General features: G+C 56.7%; 12 protein-coding genes. 6 read left to right on the top strand and 6 right to left on the bottom strand.

The annotated features are described in order from the left end of the window. Positions 1-3: 3 nt before the first annotated feature. The 3 genes from pqiA to rlmKL are packed head-to-tail and all read right to left on the bottom strand — an operon-like array spanning position 4 to position 5304. Entirely contained in the window at positions 4-1257 is a 1254-nt protein-coding gene (gene pqiA, locus ABIE02_RS03575; RefSeq protein ID WP_336995033.1) for a membrane integrity-associated transporter subunit PqiA, read from the bottom strand. Positions 1258-1275: 18 nt separating this feature from the next. Further along, entirely contained in the window at positions 1276-3183 is a 1908-nt protein-coding gene (locus ABIE02_RS03580; RefSeq protein WP_032617392.1) for an ABC transporter ATP-binding protein, read from the bottom strand. Positions 3184-3195: 12 nt separating this feature from the next. After that, positions 3196-5304 (bottom strand): bifunctional 23S rRNA (guanine(2069)-N(7))-methyltransferase RlmK/23S rRNA (guanine(2445)-N(2))-methyltransferase RlmL, encoded by a 2109-nt coding sequence (gene rlmKL, locus ABIE02_RS03585; protein WP_032617391.1) that lies wholly within the window; start codon positions 5302-5304, stop codon positions 3196-3198. A gap of 99 nt (positions 5305-5403) precedes the next feature. Here rlmKL and ABIE02_RS03590 point away from each other — a divergent pair, with 99 nt between their 5' ends. Then, on the top strand, positions 5404-6513 hold the full coding sequence (locus tag ABIE02_RS03590) for a YcbX family protein (protein WP_336995032.1): 1110 nt from the start codon (positions 5404-5406) through the stop codon (positions 6511-6513). Here ABIE02_RS03590 and zapC read toward each other — a convergent pair. Then, the gene (gene zapC / locus ABIE02_RS03595; RefSeq protein WP_032617388.1) at positions 6510-7046 is read right to left on the bottom strand and encodes a cell division protein ZapC; all 537 of its coding nucleotides are present in this window, start codon (positions 7044-7046) and stop codon (positions 6510-6512) included. The two genes, ABIE02_RS03590 and zapC, sit on opposite strands and share 4 nt — an antisense overlap. Positions 7047-7214: 168 nt before the next feature. After that, positions 7215-8225 (bottom strand): quinone-dependent dihydroorotate dehydrogenase, encoded by a 1011-nt coding sequence (pyrD, locus tag ABIE02_RS03600; RefSeq protein ID WP_059308350.1) that lies wholly within the window; start codon positions 8223-8225, stop codon positions 7215-7217. A gap of 248 nt (positions 8226-8473) precedes the next feature. Here pyrD and ssuE point away from each other — a divergent pair, with 248 nt between their 5' ends. The 5 genes from ssuE to ssuB are packed head-to-tail and all read left to right on the top strand — an operon-like array spanning position 8474 to position 12714. Then, positions 8474-9049, top strand: coding sequence for an NADPH-dependent FMN reductase (gene ssuE, locus ABIE02_RS03605; RefSeq protein WP_336995031.1), 576 nt, complete (start codon positions 8474-8476; stop codon positions 9047-9049). Next, positions 9042-10004: a sulfonate ABC transporter substrate-binding protein gene (locus ABIE02_RS03610; RefSeq protein WP_059308352.1), complete on the top strand. Its 963-nt coding sequence runs from the start codon at positions 9042-9044 to the stop codon at positions 10002-10004. Before ssuE ends, ABIE02_RS03610 begins: the two co-directional genes overlap by 8 nt. Next, entirely contained in the window at positions 10001-11146 is a 1146-nt protein-coding gene (gene ssuD, locus ABIE02_RS03615; RefSeq protein ID WP_336995030.1) for an FMNH2-dependent alkanesulfonate monooxygenase, read from the top strand. Before ABIE02_RS03610 ends, ssuD begins: the two co-directional genes overlap by 4 nt. Positions 11147-11155: 9 nt before the next feature. Continuing rightward, positions 11156-11947, top strand: a complete 792-nt coding sequence (ssuC, locus tag ABIE02_RS03620) for an aliphatic sulfonate ABC transporter permease SsuC (protein ID WP_336995029.1) — start codon at positions 11156-11158, stop codon at positions 11945-11947. Next, entirely contained in the window at positions 11944-12714 is a 771-nt protein-coding gene (gene ssuB, locus ABIE02_RS03625; RefSeq protein WP_336995028.1) for an aliphatic sulfonates ABC transporter ATP-binding protein, read from the top strand. The genes ssuC and ssuB overlap by 4 nt, the downstream gene beginning before the upstream one ends. 89 nt (positions 12715-12803) lie before the next feature. Here the strand turns inward: ssuB and pepN are convergent, their stop codons facing one another. Beyond that, a complete protein-coding gene (pepN, locus tag ABIE02_RS03630) occupies positions 12804-15416 on the bottom strand; it encodes an aminopeptidase N (protein WP_059308355.1) in 2613 nt (870 codons plus the stop codon). Positions 15417-15493 lie beyond the last annotated feature (77 nt).

The raw sequence follows: 15493 nt of genomic DNA on the forward strand, positions 1-15493 counted from the left end.
CTTTTATTCATCCTCATGGCTCAGTTCTGACTCACGATCCCACGATAAACGCGGATCGAAAGTCATGGCCGCAAACATGGTCATAATCACGACCAGTGCAAACATCAGCGCCCCAATTGCAGGGTAAATACTCATTAACCCGCCTATCCGCACCAGGGCAGACAGAACGGCAATCACGAAGACGTCAATCATTGACCAACGTCCAACAAACTCGACGACTTCATAAATCAAATGCATCCGCTCGCTATCCCGCTTACCGTGTCCTTTGGCATCCCAACAGAGCCAGGCGATCGCAATCATTTTGAGCGTAGGAACCATAATACTGGCGATAAAAATCACCAACGCCACGGGATAAGACCCCTCCCCCCACAGCAGAACCACCCCGGCCATGATGGTGGAGGGCATTTTATCGCCCAACAGATCGGTGATCATAATCGGCAGGATGTTGGCAGGGAAATAGAGCATGATCGAAGTGACGAGCAGCGCCATCGTCCACTGGAGACTGTTTTTGCGCCGCACATGCCCTTTTGTTTCGCAACGTGGACAGATTTCCTGGTCAACGGGGAGGATCGCCGTACAGCAGGGACACAGACGAAGATTCTGTTGGATACCCGCCACACCGACCTTTAGCTTTTGCGACAGCACGGGCGCCGGGGCGATATCGTCCCAGGCCCAGCGGCGGTCAACACACTGAAACGCGCGCAGTTGCAGGACGCAATAGAGACACCAGGGAATAAAGCTGCTGCCAACGCCCACGTCGCCGTAGGCCATCAGTTTGACAAAGCTCACCAGGATCCCGGCAAGAAAAATCTCCGCCATCCCCCAGCTTTTTAACTGGAACAGGATCCGCGCCAGCCTGATTTTCAGTGCCCTGGGTATATGCACGCGGTTCACCAGCAGCAAAATCACCACCAGGCAAAACGCTGGCACGATCTGGACGAAAAGCATAAAGAAAGTGCCCAGACTGGCGTAATCTTCCGAGAACATAACACCGGGTATATCCAGCAAATGCACTTCGCTGGTGATACCACTCACTTTCATATTGATAAAGGGAAACAGGTTGGACAGAAGCAGCATGAACAGCGCAGCAATAGCATAAGCAGTGGGACGCTGCCGCGGCGCGTCCCACTTCGTTGTCAGCGTTGTCCCGCACCGCGGGCATGCCGCTTTGTGTCCATGCTCGAGCGCGGGTAGCGCCACGAGCATATCGCACTGGGAGCATAAAATATGCCGATCGGCATGGTGATGTTCACACATACTGGCTCCATGTTTCACTTATGCGCCGTTTTTCAGAGCCTCAAGATATTCCCAGCGTTCAAATGCCTCTTCCAGCGCCTGCTCAGCCTGGGCCATATCGGCAAGAACTTTTTGCGTATGGTCATGCGGCTGGCTAAAGAATGACGCGTCGGCCACCTGAGCCTGCAAACTTTCCAGACTGGCTTCCAGCTCTTCCAGACGCTGCGGCAAGCCTTCGAGTTCGCGCTGCAGGTTATAGCTTAATTTATTACTGCCACGTTTGACCGTTTCTGCTTTGGTTACCGCAACGTCCGCTTCGCTCTTCACTTTTGACTGTTTCGTCGCCAGCGACTGCGCCTGCTGGCCACGGGCATCATGGTAGCCGCCCACGTAGCGTCCGATACGACCCTGCCCTTCGAAGATCCAGCATTCGGTAACGGTATTGTCCACGAACTGACGATCGTGGCTGACCAGCATTACCGTTCCCTGATAACTATCAATCAGTTCTTCAAGAAGTTCCAGCGTTTCCACATCAAGATCGTTTGTCGGTTCATCGAGAATCAGCAGGTTGCTGGGTTTCAGGAACAGACGCGCCAGTAACAGACGGTTACGCTCCCCCCCGGAGAGAGCACGAACCGGAGTCATCGCCCGTTTAGGATGGAACAGGAAGTCCTGCAGATAGCCCAGCACATGACGCGGTTTCCCGTTTACCATCACCTCCTGCTTACCTTCTGCGAGGTTGTCCATGACCGTTTTGTCCGGGTCCAGTTCGGCACGGTGCTGGTCGAAATAAGCCACTTCCAGCTTGGTCCCGCAATGGATGCGGCCGCTGTCGGCCTTCAGTTGTTCCAGCATCAGCTTCAGCAGGGTCGTCTTGCCACAGCCGTTCGGGCCGATGAGAGCAATTTTATCCCCGCGCTGAACCTGGGCGGAAAAGTCCTTCACCAGCACTTTGCCGTCTACCTGGTAGTTGACGTTTTCCATCTCAAAGACGATTTTGCCTGAGCGGCTCGCCTCTTCGACCTGCATTTTCGCGCTGCCCATTACTTCACGGCGTTCGCTGCGCTCACGGCGCATCGCTTTCAGGGCGCGGACGCGGCCTTCGTTACGGGTACGACGGGCTTTGATGCCCTGACGGATCCATACCTCTTCCTGAGCCAGCTTGCGGTCGAATTCAGCGTTTTGCAGCTCTTCCACCCGCAGGTTTTCCTCTTTTTCCAGCAGATAGGTATCGTAATCGCCAGGATAGGTCACCAGCTTACCGCGGTCGAGATCGACAATGCGGGTTGCCATGTTGCGAATAAACGAACGGTCATGTGAAATAAAGATAATGGTGCCGCCGAAGGTTTTCAGGAACCCTTCCAGCCAGTCGATGGTTTCAATATCGAGGTGGTTAGTCGGTTCATCAAGCAGCAGCACTTTCGGCCCGCTGACCAGCGCCCGGCCCAGCGCAGCCTTACGCAGCCAGCCGCCGGAGAGAGAGGCCAGCGGCATATCCGCTTCCAGCCCTAACTGGGCCAGTACTTCGTTGATACGGTTTTCCAGCTGCCACAGACCATGGTGATCCAGCAGTTCCTGCAAACGCGCCATCTCGTTGAGGTTTTTGGTGCTCGGGTCGGTCATCACCAGGTGCGAGATCTCGTGGTAACCTTTCAGGTATTCCGCCTGCTCGGCGATCCCCTCGGCCACAAAATCATAGACACTGCCCTGCACGTTACGCGGCGGATCCTGTTGCAGACGCGCCACCACCAGGTCCTGCTCGTACACGATACGTCCGTCATCCAGACCCTGCTCACGGTTCAGGATCTTCATCAGGGTCGATTTACCTGCGCCGTTACGGCCTACCAGACAGACACGTTCGTTATCTTCGATATGCAGCTCTGCATTATCGAGAAGCGGTGCGTCGCTGAAGGACAGCCACGCGCCATGCATACTAATTAATGACATTTACTTTTCCTTTCAGGCGGCGGTGATCAGCCAGCAGTTGTGGATCTGACGGTTACGGGCAAAATCCTGGGACAGGGTTTTTTGACTGATTTCTTGTGCTTTCAGCCCCAGTTGTTCCAGCCCTTCATGATCCATGCGGAAGCCGCGTTTGTTGTTCGAGAACATAATGGTGCCGCCTTTACGCAGCATCCGTTTGAGATCCTTCATCAGCGCCAGATGGTCGCGCTGCACATCAAAAGACTCTTCCATGCGTTTGGAGTTGGAGAAGGTCGGCGGATCGATAAAGATCAGATCGAACTGTTCATCCGATTCGCGCAGCCAGCCCAGCACGTCGGCCTGCAGCAGACGGTGCGCCCGGCCAGTGAGGCCGTTGAGACGCAGGTTACGCTCTGCCCACTCCAGATAGGTGCGGGACATATCCACCGTGGTGGTTGTGCGTGCGCCACCCAGACCCGCATGCACGCTGGCACTGCCGGTATAGGAGAAGAGGTTCAGGAAGTCTTTACCTTTGCTCATCTGGCCCAGCATACGACGGGCGATACGGTGGTCGAGGAACAGACCGGTATCAAGATAGTCTGTCAGGTTCACCCACAGGCGGGCGTTATATTCGCCCACTTCGATAAACTCGCCCTTGCTGTTCATCTTCTCGTACTGATTTTTACCCTTCTGACGCTCACGGGTTTTGAGGATCAGCTTGTTCGGGGCGATATTCAGTACGCTGATGGTTGCAGCGATGATATCAAGCATACGCTGACGCGCTTTTTGCGGATCAACGGTTTTCGGTGGGGCATACTCCTGCACGACCACCCAATCGCCGTAGCGGTCGACCGCCACGTTGTACTCCGGCAGATCGGCGTCATACAGGCGATAGCACTCAATCCCTTCCTGCTTCGCCCATTTTTCAAATTTCTTCAGGTTCTTACGCAGACGGTTGGCGTAATCTTCCGCAATGCTGGCTGGCTTGCTGTCGGCTTCTTTTTCGGCCAGGTGATAATTCTTCTGCACACAGTCCAGCGGGCCGTTTTTGGCTTTGAACTGGCGCTCGGCGCGCAGCTGCAGGCAGCTCAACAGCTCCGGCGAGGCGCTGAATAGCGACAGATTCCAGCCGCCAAACAGATCTTTCATGGTGCGACCCAACAGGCTGTGCAGGGCAATCAGCGCCGGTTCGCTGTCCAGACGTTCGCCGTAAGGCGGGTTGCTGATCACCGTGCCGTACGGGCCTTTTGGCAGTGGGTTGGTGAGCTGGGAGACATCTTTCACCTCAAAGGAGACCAGATCGCCAATCCCGGCGCGACGGGCGTTGCTGCGCGCGCGTTCAATCACGCGGCTATCGCTGTCAGAGCCGTAGAAACGGGACTCATAGGCTGCCAGACCTGCGCGCGCACGGGTCTGCGCTTCGGCTTTGACATCCTGCCAGGTGGCTTCGTCGTGCTGTGCCCAGCCTTTAAAGCCCCACTGGCCGCGGTGCAGGCCAGGTGCGCGATCGGTCGCCAGCATGGCCGCTTCAATCAGCAGCGTACCGGAACCGCACATCGGGTCGAGCAGCGGCGTACCCGGCTGCCAGCCGGAACGCATCACAATGGCCGCCGCCAGGTTCTCTTTGATCGGCGCGATACCTGCCCGGTCGCGGTAACCGCGCTGGTGCAGGCCTTCGCCACACAGATCCAGCGCGATACTGGCGATCTCTTTGTTCAGACGCACGTTGATACGCAGGTCAGGGTTTTCACGATCGACGTTCGGACGTTCAAGATTTTTACGGGTGAAGCAGTCAACGATGGCATCTTTGACCTTCAGCGCGCCATACTGGCTGTTGCGGATCTCGTCATTCAGGCCGCTGAAGTGCACGGCAAAAGTGGCGCCCGGGGCAAAAATCTCTGTCCAGTCGATAGTCTGCACGCCCAGATAAAGATCGAGATCGCTGTAAACCTTGCACTCTCTCATCGGCAACATGATGCGTGAGGCCAGGCGACTCCACATCAGGCTCTGGTAAATAAGCCGCGTGTCGCCCTGAAAATGGACCCCACCCTGAACCACCTGGCACTCTTGCGCACCCAGGTTTTCCAGTTCAGTTTTTAACAGCTCTTCCAGCCCACGGGCCGTACTGGCAAACAGAGAATTCATATCGTCACTTTTACTCTAAGAAAATTGCTGCGCATTATAGCCAATCCAGGCGCTATGTCATAAAGTTGAGGGCTTATTTTCATTTGAGGGAGCGGTGCCGTGGCGACGTTATCCAGGCTTTTCATTCATCCGGTCAAATCCATGCGCGGTATTGGGCTGACGCATGCCTTCGCAGACGTCAGCGGTTTTGCGTATGATCGCACTTTTATGATCACAGAACCGGATGGCACCTTTATTACCGCACGCCAGTTCCCACAGATGGTTCGTTTCACCCCGGCCCCGGTTCAGGACGGCCTGCATCTTACCGCACCAGACGGTTCCAGTAGTCTTGTTCGCTTCAGCGATTTTGCCCCTGCGGATTCGCCTACCGAAGTATGGGGCAACCACTTTACCGCGCGTATCGCCCCCGACACGATCAACCGCTGGCTGAGCGAATTCTTTTCGCGCCCGGTACAGCTCCGCTGGGTCGGGCCTGAAATGACGCGACGCGTTAAAGATTTTGCCGCGGTTCCGCTGTCGTTTGCCGACGGCTTCCCGTTCCTGCTCACTAACGACGCCTCCCTGCGCGACCTGCAAAAGCGCTGCCCGGCCAGCGTGCAGATGGAGCAGTTCCGCCCGAATCTGGTGGTCACAGGCGCAACGGCCTGGGAAGAGGATACCTGGAAAGTCATCCGCATCGGGGAGGTTATCTTTGACGTGGTGAAACCCTGCAGCCGCTGCATCTTTACCACCGTCAGCCCGGAAAAAGGACAAAAGCACCCTGCCGGTGAACCGCTAAAAACGCTGCAATCGTTCCGCACCGCACAGGATAATGGCGATGTCGATTTTGGTCAGAACCTGATCCCGCGCAGCAGCGGGGTGATCCGCGTAGGCGACGAAGTGGAAATTCTCTCCACAGGGCCAGGCCGGATCTACGGCGCAGGGGCTGAGGAAGAGGCTATCGAAGTAGAGACGCAGCCCGCGACGGCTATCACTATTCAGTGGCAGGGTCAGACGATCCGTGGCAACAATCAGCAGGTATTACTGGAACAGCTTGAACAGGCCGGTATTCGTGTGCCCTATTCCTGCCGGGCGGGGATCTGCGGATGCTGTCGCGTTACCCTGGTCGAAGGCGAAGTAACGGCGTTGAAGAAATCGGCTATCGGCAGTGACGGCACGATTCTGTGCTGCAGCTGCGTACCGAAAAGTGCGTTACAGCTGGAAGCTTAAACAGCCTGCTCGAGGCTGAAACAGACCGGCTGCGGTTTTAGCCGGTCATTCATCACTTTAATCGGGTCGCCCAGCTGCATGGTGCGCCCGGCAATGGTCACCGATGGCTGCGCCAGTAAACAGAGCGCGGCATTATCGCCCGGCTCCACCACCAGCAAATTCACCTGCTCGGCATTCTCGCTCAGGCTGACGCACGCGGCATCGCCGGTGACGGGAGACCAGCGCTCGTTGTGAGCAAGAAAGTGCCAGCTTTTCGGCATCTGGGGTTTAAGGAAGCGGATCGCCACCAGCGCATTGAGCACCAGCTCGGCGCGTTGTTCTTTCGACAGTTCGAGGTCACGGCACTTCTCTTCAAAAGAGAAATAGAGTGCAGCATCATCAACGCAAAAACCGGTATCGGCAAAGGCATCCGGGGTCAACATCCTGCGGGCAAAACGAGAACGAAACAACATACCATTGGCCAGATCGAGCATCATGCGATCGTGCTCGTCACAGAAATACCAGCGCCAGTTATCGTCAGGTTTAATTCGCATTTGTCTCTCCCGTTCCTAAAACGTCCTGTCGTAAGAAAGTCCTGTATTGCCGCTTCGCTTTTTAAACTTCAATAATCAAAGACCACAATGTCTAATAAAGCAACAGTCCGGGAATATAAAACAACCAGAGCTGGAAATAAAGCCCTGGTTGTGAGTCATGATAAAAGATTAGATATGATTAACGATTTCTTTAATCAGCGGTGGGCCTTTGAAAATAAAGCCCGAATATATCTGCACCAGCGAAGCGCCAGCCGCCATTTTCTCGCGCGCGGCCATCACTGAATCAATTCCCCCCACCCCAATAATTGGCAGGCGGCCCTTCAATTCTTCTGACAGACGACGAATAATTTCAGTGCTTTTTAACTGCACCGGACGCCCGCTCAGGCCGCCCATTTCGTCGCAATATTTCATCCCCTGCACTAAAGAACGGTCGAGGGTCGTATTAGTGGCAATAACGCCATCAATATTATGGCGAACTAAACTGTCGGCCACCTGCGCCAGCTCTTCTTCGGTCAGATCTGGGGCGATTTTAACAGCCACCGGAACATATTTATGGTGGGTCGCCTGGAGTTCATTTTGCTTATTTTTGATGGCGACTAACAAATCGTCGAGCGCTTCACCATATTGCAGCGTGCGCAGGCCTGGGGTGTTAGGTGAAGAGATATTCACCGCAATATACCCGGCGTAGGCGTAGACTTTTTCCATACAAATCAGATAGTCATCTTTGCCCTGCTCTACCGGCGTGTCTTTATTTTTGCCGATATTAATGCCCAGAACGCCATCGAAATGCGCTTTCTTCACATTCTCGACCAGATGATCGACGCCGAGGTTATTAAAGCCCATGCGGTTGATCAGCCCTTCGGCCTCCACCAGACGGAACAGGCGCGGCTTGTCGTTACCCGGCTGTGGACGTGGCGTGACGGTGCCAATTTCAATGGAACCAAAGCCCATCGCACCCAGTGCATCGATGCACTCGCCGTTTTTATCCAGCCCTGCTGCCAGACCCAGTGGGTTTTTAAAGGTTAATCCCATGCAGGTGACCGGCTTCTCCATCACTCTCTGGCGCACCAGCGCTTCAAGCGGGGTTCCCGTAATACGGCGTAATTGCTGGAATGTAAATTCATGAGCGCGCTCAGGATCGAGCTGGAAAAGGGCTTTACGAACGAAGGGGTAGTACATGAACTCTCCTGGATTCCCGGTGTGCAAACCGGGGGCGTATTATCTGCGATTGCAGCGGGAAAGGGAATTGACCTGGGGCAAAAAAAGCGCCCTGCCGCGCAATCGTTTACTTTTCATTCCTCCTTTATTCATTTTTTGGCATTTATTCTGCAGATAAATCATTTAGTGGAATAAGTCAGCAATGCCACACTGCCAACAAATGTTATCAATGTTAGATAAAAGCAAACAATTGGTTATAAGGAGCATTTATGCGCGTCATTACGTTGGCTGGCAGTCCGCGATTCCCTTCCCGCTCCAGCGCGCTGCTGGAGTACGCCCGGGAGCAACTCACTTCGCTGGATGTTGAAGTGTTCCACTGGAATCTGCATAACTTTGCCCCGGAAGATCTTCTTTATGCGCGTTTCGACAGCCCGGCGCTAAAAACCCTGAATGAGCAGCTTAAAGATGCCGACGGGCTGATCGTCGCAACGCCGGTCTATAAGGCCTCGTTTTCTGGTGCCCTGAAAACCCTGCTCGACCTGCTGCCGGAGCGCGCGCTGGAAGGCAAAATTGTCCTGCCCCTGGCGACTGGCGGCACCGTCGCCCACCTGCTGGCGGTAGATTATGCCCTGAAGCCCGTCCTCAGCGCCCTGAAAGCTCAGGAGATACTGCATGGCGTGTTTGCCGATGATTCGCAGATGATCGATTACCAGCACAAGCCGCACTTTACCCCGAATTTACAGACCCGTCTCGACAGCGCGCTGGAGACGTTCTGGCAGGCGTTGCACCGCCGCGACGTCCAGGTTCCTGCTTTTGGTCTTCAGAAAGGAGTCGCCCATGTTTAAATCCCTGGTCCGTACCGGCCTCGCAGGGCTGCTGGCCCTCTCTGCCCTAGCGCACGCTGCCGCGCCTGCCCCGGATAGCCTGCGTATCGGCTACCAGAAAGGCAGCGTCAGCATGGTGCTGGCGAAAAGCCACCAGCTGCTGGAAAAACGCTACCCGGACACCAGATTCTCCTGGGTGGAGTTTCCGGCAGGCCCGCAGATGCTGGAGGCGTTGAACGTCGGCAGTATCGATCTCGGCAGCACCGGCGATATCCCGCCCATCTTCGCTCAGGCCGCCGGTGCAGATCTGGTCTACGTTGGCGTGGAGCCGCCCAAACCGAAAGCCGAAGTGATCCTGGTTCCTGAAAACAGCCCGATTAAAACCGTCGCAGACCTTAAAGGTCATAAAGTCGCTTTTCAGAAAGGCTCCAGCTCACACAATCTTTTATTGCGCGCCCTACAGCAGGCAGGACTGACGTTTAAAGATATTCAGCCGGTTTATCTGTCACCGGCGGATGCGCGCGCCGCCTTCCAGCAAAACAACGTGGATGCCTGGGCCATCTGGGATCCCTACTACTCCGCAGCCCTGTTGCAGGGTGGCGTGAGGGTGCTTAAAGATGGCGAAACCCTGAAACAGACCGGTTCCTTCTACCTTGCCGCTCGCCCTTATGCCGAGAAAAACGGTGAATTTGTTCAGGGCGTCCTGAATACCTTTAGCGAGGCGGATGCCCTGACTCAGAGTCAACGTCAGGCCAGTATCGCCCTGCTGGCAAAAACGATGGGTCTCCCGGAGCCGGTGATTGCCACCTATCTGGATCACCGCCCGCCTACCGTCATCAAACCGGTGGATGCCAATACCGCCGTGTTACAGCAGCAAACCGCTGATCTTTTCTACGACAATCGCCTGGTCCCGAAAAAAATTGATATTCGCGACCGTATCTGGCACCCCACAGCGCTGAAAGGAGATAAGTCATGAGTCTGAATCTGTTCTGGTTTTTACCTACCCACGGGGATGGTCATTATCTTGGCACCGACGAAGGCGCACGCCCGGTGGATCATGCTTATCTTCAGCAGATAGCCCAGGCGGCAGATCGGATTGGCTTTACCGGGGTGCTGATCCCGACCGGCCGCTCCTGCGAAGATGCATGGCTGGTGGCGGCATCGATGATCCCGGTGACACAACGCCTGAAGTTTCTGGTGGCCCTGCGTCCGAGCGTGACCTCTCCGACGGTGGCCGCCCGCCAGGCTGCGACCCTGGATCGCCTGTCGAACGGACGGGCGCTGTTTAACCTGGTCACCGGTAGCGATCCGCAGGAGCTGGCGGGAGACGGTGTTTTCCTCGATCACACCGCGCGCTATGAAGCCTCCGCTGAATTTACCCACGTCTGGCGTCGTCTGCTGGAAGGTGAGAACGTGACCTTCGAGGGCAAACACATTCATGTTCGCGATGCGAAACTCTTCTTCCCGCCGATCCAGCAGCCGCGTCCGCCACTCTATTTTGGCGGTTCATCGGACGTCGCCCAGGACCTGGCCGCCGAGCAGGTAGACCTCTACCTCACCTGGGGCGAGCCGCCGGAACTGGTTAAAGAGAAGATTGAGCAGGTGCGTGCCAAAGCGGCGGCCCGCGGTCGTCAGGTGCGCTTCGGGATCCGTCTGCACGTGATTGTGCGTGAAACCACTGAAGAGGCGTGGCAGGCCGCTGACCGCCTGATCGCCCATCTGGACGACGCCACCATTGCCAAAGCCCAGGCCGCCCTGGCCCGTACCGATTCCGTGGGGCAACACCGGATGGCCTCTCTGCACAACGGCAAGCGAGAGAATCTGGAGATCAGCCCGAACCTGTGGGCGGGCGTGGGGCTGGTGCGCGGCGGTGCGGGCACGGCGTTAGTGGGTGATGGCCCGACCGTCGCGGCGCGGATTAATGAATATGCCGGACTCGGTATCGACAGCTTTATTCTTTCCGGTTATCCACATCTGGAAGAGGCTTACAAGGTGGGCGAGCTGCTGTTCCCGCATCTGGATGTTGCCATTCCTCAGATCCCGCAGCCGCAGCCCCTGTTGCATCAGGGTGAGGCAATCGCGAATGAATTTATCCCGCGTAAAGTCGCCCAGAGTTAAGGAGATCGCATGGCTAACCCTTCCCGAAAATGGCTGCTGCGCATTGCGCCCTGGCTGCTCCCTGTGGGGATTGTCCTGATCTGGCAGTTGGCCTCCTCCGTGGGTTGGCTGTCGAGCCGCATACTGCCCTCCCCGGAGGGCGTTGTGGCGGCGTTCTGGTCGCTGAGTGCCAGCGGTGAGCTGTGGCAGCATCTGGCGATCAGCTCCTGGCGTGCGGTCATTGGTTTTTCAATCGGTGGATCGATTGGCCTGACGCTGGGTCTGATCAGCGGCCTGTCCCGCTGGGGCGAGCGTCTGCTGGATACTTCCATCCAGATGCTGCGCAACGTGCCGCATCTGGCGCTGATCCCGCTGGTGATCCTGTGGTTTGGTATCGATGAGTCGGCGAAAATTTTCCTCGTCGCCCTCGGCACCCTGTTCCCGATCTACATCAACACCTGGCACGGCATTCGTAATATTGACCGCGGGCTGGTGGAGATGGCGCGTAGCTACGGTTTGTCCGGCTTGGCTCTGTTTATCCATGTCATCCTGCCGGGCGCCCTGCCCTCGATCATGGTTGGCGTGCGCTTCGCCCTCGGCCTGATGTGGCTCACGCTCATCGTGGCGGAAACCATCTCCGCTAACTCCGGTATTGGTTACCTGGCAATGAACGCCCGAGAATTCCTGCAGACCGACGTGGTGGTGGTCGCCATTGTTCTTTACGCCCTGCTCGGCAAACTGGCGGATGTGAGCGCCCAGTGGCTTGAACGCCGCTGGCTGCGCTGGCATCCGGCCTACGCGATTAAGGAGGCACACGCATGAATACGGCTCGCTTAAACCAGGGTACGCCGCTGCTGCTCAACGGCGTCACCAAACGCTACGGCGAAAACACCATTCTGAACGAGCTGGAACTGCATATCCCGGCCGGGCAATTCGTGGCGGTCGTGGGCCGCAGCGGTGGCGGTAAAAGCACCCTGCTGCGCCTGCTGGCCGGGCTGGAAGCGCCAGACGGCGGTAAACTGCTGGCCGGGAACACCCCGCTGGCAGAGATCCAGGAAGATACCCGCATGATGTTTCAGGACGCGCGTCTGTTGCCGTGGAAAACGGTGATAGATAACGTCGGGCTGGGGCTGAAGGGTAACTGGAAAGCGCAGGCGTTGCAGGCCCTGGCCGCCGTCGGGCTGGACAATCGCGCAAGTGAGTGGCCTGCTGCCCTTTCCGGTGGGCAAAAACAGCGCGTGGCGCTGGCCAGAGCGTTGATCCATCGCCCGGGGCTGTTGCTGCTGGATGAACCGCTGGGGGCGCTGGATGCGCTGACGCGGATCGAGATGCAGGATCTTATCGTCTCGTTATGGCAGGAGCATGGCTTTACGGTGCTGCTGGTCACTCACGATGTGAGCGAAGCCGTAGCCATGGCCGACCGGGTGTTGCTGATTGAGGATGGCAGGATAGGGCTGGATCTGACTGTAGACCTTCCACGCCCTCGCCGGATAGGTTCAGCGCGGCTGGCGGAGCTGGAAGCAGAGGTGTTGGAGCGGGTGATGACGCGTGGGGTGACGGAGCGTCATTTAGCGACGGCCAATGCCTGATGCGCTTATCCACACGGATAACGTGCAGAGATTAAAAACGGCAACCGAGGTTGCCGTTTTGCTTTTAGCTTACCGCCGGACGTTTACTGTCAGGCCAGCGCTTTACTGATCTTCTCGTACAGATCCCCGGACAGATTCTCCAGCCCTTTCAACTGCTCCAGTGCGGCACGCATCTTCGCCTGACGTTGCTCATCGTAGCGTTTCAGACGGATCAGCGGCTCAATCAGACGCGACGCCACCTGTGGGTTACGGCTGTTAAGCTCTGTCAGCATCTCCACCATAAACTGGTAGCCGCTGCCATCTTCCGCATGGAAAGCGGCCGGGTTGCTGCTGGCGAAGGCGCCAATCAGGGAACGGACGCGGTTCGGGTTGCTCAGGGTGAATGAGCGGTGGTTGAGCAGGCTGCGCACCTTGTTCACCACGTCCGCTGCCGGGCTGGTGGACTGCAGAATGAACCACTTGTCCATCACCAGACCATCCTGATGCCATTTGTCGTCATACGCCTGCATCAGGGCATCACGGCACGGCAGTTCTGCGGCTACGCTAGCGGCCAGTGCGGCCAGTGCGTCGGTCATGTTGTCGGCCGTGTGGTACTGCTGGCTGACCAATTCGTTGGCGAGCGCCGTCTCGCCAAACGCCAGATAGCGCAGGCAGGTATTACGCAGCGCGCGCTTGCCGATATCGGCATGCTCAACGCGGTACGCATCCAGCTTGTGGAGGTTGTAAATGGCGAGGAACTCATCCGCCAACTCGGTCGCCAGAGTACGGGTCAGAGCTTCACGCACGGCCACAATCGCAATCGGGTCGATAATCTCAAACAGCTCGGCGATTTCCGTTGCAGACGGCAGGGTCAGAATTTCAGCCGCCAACGCCGGGTCGATCTTCTCATCCAGCAGGATCGCACGGAACGCATCCGCAACATGGACGGGCAGAGACAGCGGCTGGCCCTGCTGATGACGGTTCACGTTGAGCTTGATGTAGGTTGCCAGCAGACTCTGCGCAGCATCCCAGCGGGAGAAGTCATTGCGCGCGTGACGCATCAGGAAGGTCAGCTGCTGATCGCTCCACTTGTACTCCAGCTTGACCGGCGCGGAGAATTCGCACAGCAGCGCAGGCACCGGCTGGAAGTAGACGTTATCAAACACGAAGGTCTGCTCGGCCTGAGTCACGTTCAGCACGTTATGCACCGGATGACCGCCTTTTTGCAGCGGGATCACCTTGCCTTCGTTGTCATACAGCTCGATGGCGAACGGAATATGCAGCGGGTACTTCTCTTCCTGCTCAGCCGTCGGCGGTGTGCGCTGGCTGATGGTCAGGGTGTACTGCTCGGTTTCCGGGTTGTAGTCGTCTTTGACGGTCACAATCGGCGTACCGGCCTGGCTGTACCAGCGGCGGAAGTGGGACAGATCGACATTAGAAGCATCTTCCATCGCCTGTACGAAATCGTCGCAGGTGGCGGCGCTGCCGTCGTGGCGCTCGAAATAGAGCTGCATCCCTTTCTGGAAATTCGCTTCACCCAGCAGAGTGTGGATCATGCGGATGATTTCAGAACCTTTCTCATACACCGTCAGGGTGTAGAAGTTGTTCATCTCGATCACTTTATCCGGGCGGATCGGGTGCGCCATCGGGCTGGCATCTTCCGCAAACTGCAGGCCGCGCATGGTGCGCACGTTATTGATGCGGTTTACTGCGCGCGAGCCGAGGTCAGAGCTGAACTCCTGATCGCGGAAAACAGTTAAGCCCTCTTTCAGGCTTAGCTGGAACCAGTCGCGACAGGTGACGCGGTTGCCGGTCCAGTTATGGAAATATTCGTGGCCGATGACGCGCTCGATATCAAGGTAGTCTTTATCGGTGGCAGTATCGGTACGCGCCAGCACATATTTGGAGTTAAAGACGTTAAGGCCTTTGTTCTCCATCGCGCCCATATTGAAGAAATCGACGGCGACGATCATGTAGATGTCGAGGTCATATTCGAGGCCGAAACGCTCTTCGTCCCACTTCATGGAGTTGATGAGGGAGGTCATCGCCCATGGCGCACGGTCGAGATTGCCGCGATCGACAAACAGCTCCAGCGCCACTTCACGGCCAGAACGGGTAGTGAAGGTGTCACGCAGGACATCAAAATCACCCGCTACCAGCGCAAACAGGTAGCACGGTTTTGGGAAGGGATCCTGCCACTGCACCCAATGACGGCCGTTTTCCAGCTCGCCCTCGCCCACGCGGTTGCCGTTGGAGAGCAGGAACGGATAGGTAGCTTTATCGGCGATGATTTTAGTGGTGAAGCGGGCCAGCACATCCGGGCGGTCGAGATACCAGGTAATGTGACGGAAACCTTCGGCTTCACATTGGGTACAGAGCGCGACGCCCGACTGGTATAACCCCTCAAGCGCGGTGTTGGACGCCGGACTGATTTCGTTAACGATGCGTAATGTAAAGCGCTCCGGCAGATTATCGAGCACCAGCTGGTTGTTTTCTTCTTTATAGTCAGTCCATGCGGTGTCGTTTACGTGTATCGACACCAGGGTCAGATCTTCGCCATCAAGACGCAGCGGCACTGCCGTGGCGTTATGGCGTGTCACCTGGCTTACCGCCGTGACAACGGTTTTAGTGGCATCCAGGTCAAAAGTCAGATCGATATCGCTAATCAGGTAATCCGGCGCACGGTAGTCGTGGCGGTATTTGGCTTGAGGCTGTTGTGTCATAGAAAACCTTTTGCATCGTTTGTCGAATAACGAGTCAGTCTATTCCTGTTGTGTAAATCGCGCTATGCAGAATGTTC

Origin of the sequence: Leclercia sp. 1548 (assembly GCF_050435045.1) — a bacterium.
Classification (GTDB): domain Bacteria; phylum Pseudomonadota; class Gammaproteobacteria; order Enterobacterales; family Enterobacteriaceae; genus Enterobacter; species Enterobacter adecarboxylatus.

Excerpts from the sequence above, each read along its gene's own strand:
- pqiA (WP_336995033.1), bottom strand. The coding sequence starts at position 1,257 with ATGTGTGAACATCACCATGCCGATCGGCATATTTTATGCTCCCAGTGC.
- ABIE02_RS03580 (WP_032617392.1), bottom strand. The coding sequence starts at position 3,183 with ATGTCATTAATTAGTATGCATGGCGCGTGGCTGTCCTTCAGCGACGCA.
- rlmKL (WP_032617391.1), bottom strand. The coding sequence starts at position 5,304 with ATGAATTCTCTGTTTGCCAGTACGGCCCGTGGGCTGGAAGAGCTGTTA.
- zapC (WP_032617388.1), bottom strand. The coding sequence starts at position 7,046 with ATGCGAATTAAACCTGACGATAACTGGCGCTGGTATTTCTGTGACGAG.
- pyrD (WP_059308350.1), bottom strand. The coding sequence starts at position 8,225 with ATGTACTACCCCTTCGTTCGTAAAGCCCTTTTCCAGCTCGATCCTGAG.
- ssuE (WP_336995031.1), top strand. The coding sequence starts at position 8,474 with ATGCGCGTCATTACGTTGGCTGGCAGTCCGCGATTCCCTTCCCGCTCC.
- ABIE02_RS03610 (WP_059308352.1), top strand. The coding sequence starts at position 9,042 with ATGTTTAAATCCCTGGTCCGTACCGGCCTCGCAGGGCTGCTGGCCCTC.
- ssuD (WP_336995030.1), top strand. The coding sequence starts at position 10,001 with ATGAGTCTGAATCTGTTCTGGTTTTTACCTACCCACGGGGATGGTCAT.
- ssuC (WP_336995029.1), top strand. The coding sequence starts at position 11,156 with ATGGCTAACCCTTCCCGAAAATGGCTGCTGCGCATTGCGCCCTGGCTG.
- ssuB (WP_336995028.1), top strand. The coding sequence starts at position 11,944 with ATGAATACGGCTCGCTTAAACCAGGGTACGCCGCTGCTGCTCAACGGC.
- pepN (WP_059308355.1), bottom strand. The coding sequence starts at position 15,416 with ATGACACAACAGCCTCAAGCCAAATACCGCCACGACTACCGTGCGCCG.